This is a genomic window from Bacillus sp. FJAT-25509, assembly GCF_001420605.1.
GTDB lineage: Bacteria > Bacillota > Bacilli > Bacillales > Bacillaceae_G > Gottfriedia.
Window position 1 is genome coordinate 1 of record NZ_LJIZ01000020.1, and the last position, 9426, is coordinate 9426.

Genomic DNA, 9426 nt, shown 5'->3' on the forward strand with positions numbered 1-9426 from the left:
ACGTTTACTTCATGTTTTGTTTAGTTTTCAAAGTTCACTTCGTCGCTCAGAAGCGACTTTAATATAATAACATTTTGCCGAATCATTTGTCAACAACTTATTATATTTTTTTGTTGTTCTCACTTGGTTTGTCGTGACAACATAAACAAATATACCATCTCGTCCAAATGATTGCAAGCATTTCTTTTATAAAAAGTTTACAAAAATAATTTACGTAAATTTCAAACAAATTAATTAGTTAATTGTACAACTAGGTATAAGTACAAGCACAAACTATCCCTCTTCCATAGATTAGTACAAGAAAAGGAGGAATTGTTATGCAATGTAATGAAGCCCATCAATTATGTAATAATTTTAGAGGGCAGGTTGTACGCATTTTCGATAAAGAAGGAAACGAGCATGTTGGCCGTATTACTAGAGTATCTGAAGATCGAGTTTTTATTGAACCAGTCAATCAAAATCGTCAGAACTCTAATTTTAATAGATCATCCAATCGTAATAGAAGTAACATGAACAGAAACCAATCTAATAGAGATTTCTCAGAAAGAAACTTTTCAAATAGAAGTTTCCGCAATGAAAATCGTTTTGATAATATGTTTGGTAATCGCAATGAGGAAAGATTTGATAATCGATTCGATAGAAGATTTGACAGAAGGTTTGATAGAAGAGACGAAAGAAGAGACCATAGAGATTTTGACGGAGATGGATTTAGATGCGGATTCTTCGGCTGTGGGTTCGGTATTTCAATTGCACTCGGTTTTGTTGCAGGAGTCGCATTAGCAGCATTATTCTTTTTTTAATAGTTCAATAAAATCTTATATTCAATTACTGTGGGTATGTCTCTTTAGTCAATTGCTGACTTTTGAGACACCCTTTTATTTTATGGGTTAACTTCCTCTCATTAGTTAAAGAATAAAAGCATCGTATATATGAATAGGAGTTATCATGAAAAGAATCATTCAAGTCATAATTATTATATTCATACTTTGCTTATGTACATATACTTTTACAATTTCCAAAACATTTTTAAACATAAATAAAGTGGAGATTAATAAGCATTTTCCAATCTATCCTCATGGTGACCAGTGATTTATAAGGTATACTTAGATAAATACATTATTAATGACGAAGGTGAGGATCCTATGCAAATAGAATCATTAATAACTGATTTATCAAACTTGAATTTAATTAGCAAAAAAGAAATTAAGTACACTCAACTAACCGGCGGAACATCAAGCAGTATATATCTTCTAAGTACTAGAATAAACGAGAGTAAATATATTATTAAGTTAAATGATCCTCGTATACTAGAATCAGAAGCATATTTTCTTAATTTCTATAACAAAATAGATTTATTACCCAATTTACTATTTGCAGAAAAAACATTTAAATACATAGTTTATCCATTCATTCCAGGTAGCACAAATTATGTTAGAAATAATAAAACGGAATTACTAGTAACACTTGTTGAACAGTTAATAAATAATTACGAACCCTACCCTAATGCTCCAGGTTGGGGATGGGCAGAAGATTTATCGAATTCATGGTCAGATTTTCTATTGAGTAGAATGACAGAGTCTCATAAAACTCTAGATTCGTATTTAGATAAGAAAGATCATACACTTATCTTTTCTATTATAAACAATTCAAATCAAGTCACTTATCATGGTGAACCCTTTTTATTACATGGTGACTGTGGTATACACAATTTTATTTTTAACAAAGGAAAGTTAAGTGGAATTATTGATCCTACACCAGTGTTTGGTGATCCACTTTATGATTTAATATATGCATTTTGTTCTTCTCCAGATAATCTAACCAAAGAAACAATATCTACCGCAGTCAGTCATTTGAAATTTTTACAAAATATTGATTCTCACATAATCTATAGAAACGTAATAGTTGGATTATACTTTAGGTTAGCTACATGTATAAGACATCATCCAAATGATTTAGATGAATATTTAATAGCTTGGAATTATTGGACTAGCTTGGTTAAATATACATAATATTTTTGAATATAATAATCTGATACCTATGTATTAATCCGATCCAGGTAAACGAGAATTTTGTACATCAAACAAAAAAGATAAGCTATTATGCTTATCTTTTTCTACATAAAAATACTCTATATCCTAACACATCTTTATAACGCACTAGTATTTCTTGAAATCTATGAAGCAATTCAATTCCCTCAGGTGGTAACTTTTGAAATGCTAGTGAATCAGTGGGATTTGTTGATGTATTCATTATTGTATTTCCTTTGAGAATTTTATAGTCTCTAAAGCCCCCTTTGATTAATGCTTGTTCCCACTCTCTTACCGTTTTTACTTTTGAAATACCATAAACATCCTTTATTTCACTTTCTTCTTGTAGTGTTAGTGATCTCTCAGATGTCATTTCTATGGCAAGAAAATAACCACCTTTTTTTAACACTCTTACATATTCTTGTAATGATTTATCTACATTTGTGAAGCTTGTTACTGATTCTGAAATGATAATATCAAATGAATTATCCTTAAAAGGAAGGTTTTCTGCACTTGCTTGATGCAGAGTAACTGGGATTTTCTTTTTGTTAAATCGTTTTCTTGCATTGGCCAGCATCCGACTGTTTATATCGATTGTTGTAATTGAGCATTTGTAACTTTCATATAAATAGCTAGCAGTTTTACCTGAACCGCAACCAACTTCTAAAACTTGGCTAGCTGATGTCAGTGGAAGAAATCTTAATGTTTTTTTAGTTAAATCAAACCCACCTGGATGTGCATCTTCTATATTTAACGTAGCGATTAAATCTATATAAGAAAATTTCCTCATATCAAGACCCCAATCATGTAGTTTGGTATAGTCTATTCATTTAAGCATTAATTTGTTTTGTTTTCTTGAAAATGAGTTTTCCTTAAATCAAAAACATCAGCATTTAGGCTGATGTTTTAGTTTTTATAAAAAGTACAATAATGTGCTGAATTAAAACAGCCGAAATATTACTCCCCGTTACTTCTCATTCCTTTTTGAATCTTTCGAAGTGCCTTTTTCGAACCTCGTTCAATATCGTGCTGTAATTTTCTTGTCGCATAATCAACAAATAACGTATCTATGTCATATCCTTCTGGATAAAGTTCAGCAGCTTTTACTTCTAAAGATATTCGTTTTTCATTCACTTCTAAAAATTCACCATTGTAAAAAACAATGAGATTATAGAAATTATCGATTTCTTTATAGACTATGCCAAAGTTATCAAAATCTAATAATTTTACTCGATCACCTTTTTGATAGTTAACCTTTTCATCAGCTTTCAATTTGACAATCTTTGGTTTCCTTATTGCACTTTCTTTTACTCTTTCTAATTGATATTCTTTATTTTCCATATATTCTTTCGCTCTTTGAAGTACATTTTCGCGAATATTCATTTTCTTAGATATCCATAGGGCATTACTTTCCCCTGATTTCCCGATTATTAACTTATACATTGGATCTAGTGTTTCACTATTAAATCGCATTGCTGCATTCATAAAATCAGTATGCATTTCTGAAAAACGTTTAATTTCACCATAATGGGTAGTTGCAACTGTAATACATCCCATAAGATAAAATTCTTCCAATATAGAAATTGCTAGTGCTGACCCTTCATTCGGTTCCGTACCACTTCCTATTTCATCAAATAGTAAAAGTGTATTATTATTAGAAACTCCCATAATATCTGAAAGGTTTTTCATATGTGATGAAAATGTGCTTAGTGCATTTTCTATACTTTGATTATCTCCAATATCAACAAAAATCTTTTCAAAAACTGCAATTTCAGTCCCCACATCTCCGATAATATGGAAACCTGACATTGTTGCTAAAGTTAGTAAGCCTATTGTTTTCAGAACGACTGTCTTTCCACCAGCATTAGGTCCCGTAATGATTAAACTTCGATAACTTTCCCCTATCTCAAAATTAAGTGGAACAACATTACCTGTTAATAGTGGATGTTTACAATCAACTAACTTTATATATCCGAAGTCATTTAATTTCGGCTCTACTCCACCAATATGTTTGCTAAATTTAGCTTTGGCAAAAACCATATCATATTGGCTAATTAACTCCATATTTATATTTATTTCATAAATTTTTTCTAAAATCATTCCTGAGAGAGTAGCTAATATTTGATATTCTTCCATTGCCTCTTCAGCCTTTAGGCCTGCTAACTCACTGTTTAATTTAGTTACTGTATTCGGTTCGATAAAGACTGTTGACCCTTTAGAAGAAACTTCAATAATTGATCCAGGAACTTGCTTTTTAAAGGAAGCTTTAATTGGTATCGTATATCTGTCATCTTTCTTACTTATAAAAAAGTCTTGAATATACATTTTATTTGCACTACTACTTAGAAATTTATTTAAACGATCTTTAATTTTCTCTTCAACTGATTCAATATTATTACGTATACGTTTAAGATCCTTACTAGCCGCAGAATCAACGCTGTTTCCTTTAATTGAGAAGTTAATCTCATCTTCAATACTTATAAATTCACTCATTGAGTTTGCGTAAGAAGAGAGAATTGGGGCAAAAAATACGTTATCTTGCATAAACTTTTTAATTCTTCTACACCCTCTTAAAAAGTCCGAAATACTGATTAAATCACTTGGATCTAATATCATACCCTTTTCAAGATTTTGAATTATATTTTCAATGTTAGAAACACCTAAAAATGGTACATGTCCTTCTGCATCTAATATTGCCCGAGCTTCAGTTGTCTCATTTAATCTATTTTTAACGACTTTTATATTGGTACTAGGTTCTAACTGATTTATCAATTTTTTACCTAATCCACTTATACAATAAGATTTTACTATTTCTTTTAACTCGTTATATTGTAATTTTTCAAATGTTATATTGTTCAATTTTAATTCTCCTCTTTAATATGATTTTATCGATCATAAATGGAGATACCTACCCGTTAGATTCCAATGAAATTATTTCTAGAAATAAAGAGCTTTTTTTGCCCGAAACAATATAAAAAAGCTGCAGAGATACCGCAGCTTTAATCACATTACAAGGCAATCATAATTGAAATATAGTTAAATAAGCTATTACAGAATAGCCATACTAATTTCTTTATGCGCATTATAAAGTATTGTAGGTATCTTCATAGGTTTGAAATAAATACATGACAAAATTAAGGGTACGAATTCTACAAATTCCCCTTTTTTTCATCCTATTTATTTCATTTAATTTTTTCCTATTTAGAACCTACCGCACTCACAAAATGCACCTCATTTATTATTATGTTCATTGAAATCTAACTTATTGAAATCATCATACTATTTGTGAATTGAAAAGTAAAGATGATCTACATTATTTACTGTATGTGGTTAATAAAAATTTTCTACAACTTTTTTTCATTCAGGTAAGCACTCACTTTAAGTTTCATACTCGTAGGCCAAATGTAAAAATTAATAAATGTATCTTCAAAATTTGTAGCAGAATAGAAATTTAGTTTAATAAGGATTAATCATTGTATAAAAACACACCATTTAATTGAATATTAAATATAAAAACTGGAGATTTAAAATGAAAAAGACAATAGCTCATCTTACTTTCAGTTTATTGTTCTTACTTAACTCGATTACTACAGTACACGGAGAAATTGCAAATCATTTATTTAGTACTAAGTCTGTTAGTTTTAAAGGAAGCGATAATAATTGGGAAGTTTTACACTAGATGACTTTAGTTGTAACTGATATCTTATTTCAAACAACTATAAAATATAAAGGAAAATTTGATAAAGATTTAATTAAGTCATACTCACACTATCTGATTAGTTATAATAATGGAACGATCGGAGGAGAGAAGTTTTTATTAAATCAATCTGGTGAATTTCATGGTAAAAAAAGAGAGTGTGGCGGATGTGAGTTTATTGATAAGGAAAAAGAAATATATTATGAAATTTACTGGAAAGATGCTATAAGTACAGTTATTTTAAAAAATGTGCTCTTAGGGAACAGCAGAACATTGATTATGTATTCCGTAATGCACAACGACAATTAGAGATAGCTGGTTATTATGAAGCGATTCCTTGTATTAAGAGGAGATCGCTTATTTCTATATAGAGGAGAATTATTAATCTGGCTATTAGAAGCTTTCAAACAGAAACAAATAAGCTCATCCCTAAACAGTTTACTGATAAACCTTATGGAACATTAATTGGTACATGCAGTAAAGAAGTATTTATTGTAGTAGATAATAAATGCGAGTTTTGCGGCGCAGGCTTTATTGGTACTGTACATAACAACCCTTTCGATTGTCCAGAGGAAATGGCTATTACGTATTGTGGGAGATATAACCATGATTAAGAGAGATTAAAGTTGTTAGTGAAACAGGCGAAACTCATTATCTTGAAGATTTTGATGTAAGTCATTTTTTGGAAAAGGTTATCTTATGTCGTGAAATAGCAAAGTATTTAAATCAAGTATATAGACTGTTAGTGCAGATTGAGATACTAGGTTTGAAAGTAACAGAGGATGAACAAGTCATCTTTGAGGATATCAAAGCCTATGAGCAGTATTTACATGAACACGATATAGTGCTTCGCAATAATCTTGCTTATGTAATAGGCGAACTATATCAAGAATGGGTTAAGTGTGCCCCTTGTATCAATTAAGCTTTTAGAACCATTCCTAAAGAATTGATTAATAATATATAATTAAATCAGATTATAACAAAAGGATGGTTTAAGAATGAGGTTTACCATAAAAGCAATGATAGCCATAGTTATCGTTGCAATGATAGCATTAGGTTTTTATTTTGATATGCAAAATGTAAAAAAGAATGAAAAGATTGAAAGGATTGAAAAAAGAGCTAAAGCTTCTGCTGCTAAAGTTAGCAAGCCAGACCCTAACCCTCTTGTAGAACATAAATATGGAACAATAGTTAGGATGTACATACGGGAAGGTCATTTACATATAGGTGATCATGTTCGTGCTGGATTCACTAATTATAGTGGATATTATGGCGCACATGTTTATGTAGAATTACGCAACAAGGATGATAAATTAATTGATATTCAGCACACGGGTCTTGGTGATTACGCAAATAACACCATTGTATTTAGAGAATTGAAAGAAACAGGTGAATATCATTTAGATATTACAATAGGACAGTCTGGTGGAACGAAAACATTCCCTGATGAAAAATTCAGATATGATGGAATAATCGTCGATTAACAAATTCACGAGCAGGCACCTTTGCTCTTTTATGTTTGAATTTGAGGGGAACCATGAAGAAAACTTTATTATTGATTTTATTTTTAGTTTTTCAATTATTTATATCTAATGAAAAATCCTATGCCTCTCCTGGAAGAACTGTTGCTAACTGTGGACATAGGTGTTATACGAATTGTGAAAAATACGGTTTAAAGTATGGAGAATATCACTATCATAATGGTGGTAATAGTGATAATACATACGAAGAATATCCTGACCTAGAAGAATATTATGAGCAACAATCAGATGAATTTTATCAAGAAATGGAAGATAATGAACAACAAGAGAAAGAATATTATGATGAACTAGATCAACAGTCGGAAGAACAAGAGCAGCAATATGAAGATTCTTATATAGAGGAACCTTCTGAAGTACCTGACGAAGAATATGATGAATCAGATAGTGATTTTGATATTTGTGATTATATAATAAATCCTTATTCTATCGGTGGTATAGGAAATATAATTGAATATAGAGATAAAAAGAAGAAATGAGTAGGGTTATCCCCCTGCTCTTTTTTATTTGTAAATCGAATTAAAACTAGAGGAGAGAATTTATGTACTTCAATCAAAAATTTGCTGAACATTTAGGGATCATAAAAAAAAGTGTTAAATTCGATCACCAAATGACTGCAATGCAAATGTTTAATCACAATATGAAGTATGGATTTGAAGAAGCCATGACACGTTTAAAAAATGAGTGTGAACACTTTGATGAAGAATATCCAAAATTAGCTCCAAGTTTTGAACCAAAAAATTACTTGTAGCACATTTATGGGCTATGCATTTTCCATACGTAAATACAAAAAAACATATCGAACTAAACAATTAATTGAGTCATTCCCTTGGACAATTTGGGGTGATGCCGTAAAAGAAATTTTACAGACATCCCCCCTACCTTATGATTTAGTAAGCGAATTAAAAGAAAAACGAGTTAACGGAATACCAACAAAGATTACTAGATACCGCATTAGATATTATACAGATTGCGGAAAACCTCAAAGCAATAGAAAGCTTTGGAAGATATGATTTAAATTTTAACTTTAGTGAATTAGAAATTGAATTCCGAATTAATAATGTATAGGCAAAGAATGAAGAAGATGCTTACTATTTTGCTAAGGTTAAATTAAAAGAACGAATTGGCATTGATCCTGATGAAATTACGCAAAAGAATAATATATATTACTACATGGAAGTAGAAGTATTAGATTTTGAACCTGAAAATAAAGGAGATTATTTATGTTAACAGTTAATTCATTTTTAGAAGCAGCAGAAAATACTTATGTAACACGTATGACAGAGAAATAGGATAAACCAAGTAATTAACTTCTTTATAAAGTACTAAAGCATGTAATTGTTACAGATAACGAACTGTTATGAACAGTTCGTTTTTTGTGAGTTTTAGTTATTCAACTAGGATGATTACATTAATGAACTAGATACTTAAGATTAATTCAAATATTAAATAACTCGGTATTGAATTGGTTTGTATTTAGAATAGTTCTTCATTTCTTTAAATATTTTTAAATTAAGGAAGGAGTGTAGATTTTAATGCCTGAGGTTGAAAAGAAAAATTGGGTTGATAAAAGTATTATTCTATTAATGGTTTTTGTATTTATTATTTTAGCTATAAACATGCCAAAGATACAGAATTTAGATGAGTCAACTTTAATAGGGACTTACCATAGCAAAAAACTTCCATTTGCATCAATAGTATTTGATGAAGATCACCATCATACGTTTTATTATTATAATCGTTCTGAAGTAGATAAGGGAACTTATTCACAAAAAACAGATACGACGTATGTAATTAATAGTTCTAAGTTTCATAATTTGAAAATCATTTATGATAAAAAAAGAAGAACTTTTAAAATAAAAATTGATAATGAAACTTATGTTTTTAAACAGCTTGATACAATTCCTTATATTATAGATAATTCTAAATGACCAGATTCAGTTGCTTCAAGTACTTGGTATTCAAATTTTGTATAAAGGACTTTAAAGGACTATCAAAAAATTGACAGTCCTTTAATATTTATTAAGTATGAACATATAACGGATCCAAAATAAAAAAAGCACCAGCTGATTAGCTGATACTTTGGTAAACCAGGCGACGTTCTACTCTCACAGGGGGAAACCCCCAACTACCATCGACGCAAAAGAGCTTAACTGCCGTGTTC

Annotated in this window: 10 protein-coding genes and 1 rRNA gene; 8 read left to right on the forward strand and 3 right to left on the reverse strand. The window is 30.1% G+C overall.

All coding sequences use genetic code 11. The annotated features are described in order from the left end of the window. The first annotated feature begins 317 nt into the window (after window positions 1-317). Together AN960_RS13060 and AN960_RS13065 are read left to right on the forward strand one after the other, a co-directional pair. On the forward strand, window positions 318-800 hold the full coding sequence (locus AN960_RS13060) for a hypothetical protein (RefSeq protein ID WP_056472111.1): 483 nt from the start codon (window positions 318-320) through the stop codon (window positions 798-800). Between the two features lie 342 nt (window positions 801-1142). After that, entirely contained in the window at window positions 1143-2009 is an 867-nt protein-coding gene (locus tag AN960_RS13065) for an aminoglycoside phosphotransferase family protein (RefSeq protein WP_056472114.1), read from the forward strand. Window positions 2010-2103: 94 nt separating this feature from the next. Here AN960_RS13065 and AN960_RS13070 read toward each other — a convergent pair whose 3' ends face one another. Continuing rightward, window positions 2104-2817: a class I SAM-dependent methyltransferase gene (locus AN960_RS13070; protein WP_056472116.1), complete on the reverse strand. Its 714-nt coding sequence runs from the start codon at window positions 2815-2817 to the stop codon at window positions 2104-2106. A 167-nt stretch (window positions 2818-2984) separates the two neighbouring features. Further along, window positions 2985-4886 (reverse strand): endonuclease MutS2, encoded by a 1902-nt coding sequence (locus AN960_RS13075; RefSeq protein ID WP_056472119.1) that lies wholly within the window; start codon window positions 4884-4886, stop codon window positions 2985-2987. A 670-nt stretch (window positions 4887-5556) separates the two neighbouring features. Between AN960_RS13075 and AN960_RS24495 the strand changes: the two genes are divergently transcribed. From AN960_RS24495 to AN960_RS13110, 6 genes are all read left to right on the forward strand, one after another. Then, on the forward strand, window positions 5557-5706 hold the full coding sequence (locus AN960_RS24495; RefSeq protein ID WP_156339685.1) for a hypothetical protein: 150 nt from the start codon (window positions 5557-5559) through the stop codon (window positions 5704-5706). Further along, the gene (locus AN960_RS13080; protein ID WP_056472121.1) at window positions 5707-6033 is read left to right on the forward strand and encodes a hypothetical protein; all 327 of its coding nucleotides are present in this window, start codon (window positions 5707-5709) and stop codon (window positions 6031-6033) included. It begins immediately after the preceding gene. 689 nt (window positions 6034-6722) lie between these two features. Further along, window positions 6723-7208, forward strand: a complete 486-nt coding sequence (locus AN960_RS13090; protein WP_056472127.1) for a hypothetical protein — start codon at window positions 6723-6725, stop codon at window positions 7206-7208. 53 nt (window positions 7209-7261) lie between these two features. Further along, window positions 7262-7741, forward strand: coding sequence for a hypothetical protein (locus AN960_RS25070; protein WP_056472130.1), 480 nt, complete (start codon window positions 7262-7264; stop codon window positions 7739-7741). A 62-nt stretch (window positions 7742-7803) separates the two neighbouring features. Continuing rightward, the gene (locus AN960_RS13100; protein ID WP_056472131.1) at window positions 7804-8013 is read left to right on the forward strand and encodes a hypothetical protein; all 210 of its coding nucleotides are present in this window, start codon (window positions 7804-7806) and stop codon (window positions 8011-8013) included. A 784-nt stretch (window positions 8014-8797) separates the two neighbouring features. Continuing rightward, a complete protein-coding gene (locus AN960_RS13110) occupies window positions 8798-9193 on the forward strand; it encodes a hypothetical protein (RefSeq protein ID WP_056472139.1) in 396 nt (131 codons plus the stop codon). A 158-nt stretch (window positions 9194-9351) separates the two neighbouring features. Here AN960_RS13110 and rrf read toward each other — a convergent pair. Then, window positions 9352-9426, reverse strand: a 5S ribosomal RNA gene (gene rrf, locus AN960_RS25460); the annotation flags it as partial.

What these genes read in the sequence shown, in the direction of transcription:
- AN960_RS13070 (WP_056472116.1), bottom strand. Translation starts at nt 2,817, where the DNA reads ATGAGGAAATTTTCTTATATAGATTTAATCGCTACGTTAAATATAGAA.
- AN960_RS13090 (WP_056472127.1), top strand. Translation starts at nt 6,723, where the DNA reads ATGAGGTTTACCATAAAAGCAATGATAGCCATAGTTATCGTTGCAATG.
- AN960_RS24495 (WP_156339685.1), top strand. Translation starts at nt 5,557, where the DNA reads ATGAAAAAGACAATAGCTCATCTTACTTTCAGTTTATTGTTCTTACTT.
- AN960_RS13100 (WP_056472131.1), top strand. Translation starts at nt 7,804, where the DNA reads ATGTACTTCAATCAAAAATTTGCTGAACATTTAGGGATCATAAAAAAA.
- AN960_RS13060 (WP_056472111.1), top strand. Translation starts at nt 318, where the DNA reads ATGCAATGTAATGAAGCCCATCAATTATGTAATAATTTTAGAGGGCAG.
- AN960_RS13065 (WP_056472114.1), top strand. Translation starts at nt 1,143, where the DNA reads ATGCAAATAGAATCATTAATAACTGATTTATCAAACTTGAATTTAATT.
- AN960_RS13110 (WP_056472139.1), top strand. Translation starts at nt 8,798, where the DNA reads ATGCCTGAGGTTGAAAAGAAAAATTGGGTTGATAAAAGTATTATTCTA.
- AN960_RS13080 (WP_056472121.1), top strand. Translation starts at nt 5,707, where the DNA reads ATGACTTTAGTTGTAACTGATATCTTATTTCAAACAACTATAAAATAT.
- AN960_RS25070 (WP_056472130.1), top strand. Translation starts at nt 7,262, where the DNA reads ATGAAGAAAACTTTATTATTGATTTTATTTTTAGTTTTTCAATTATTT.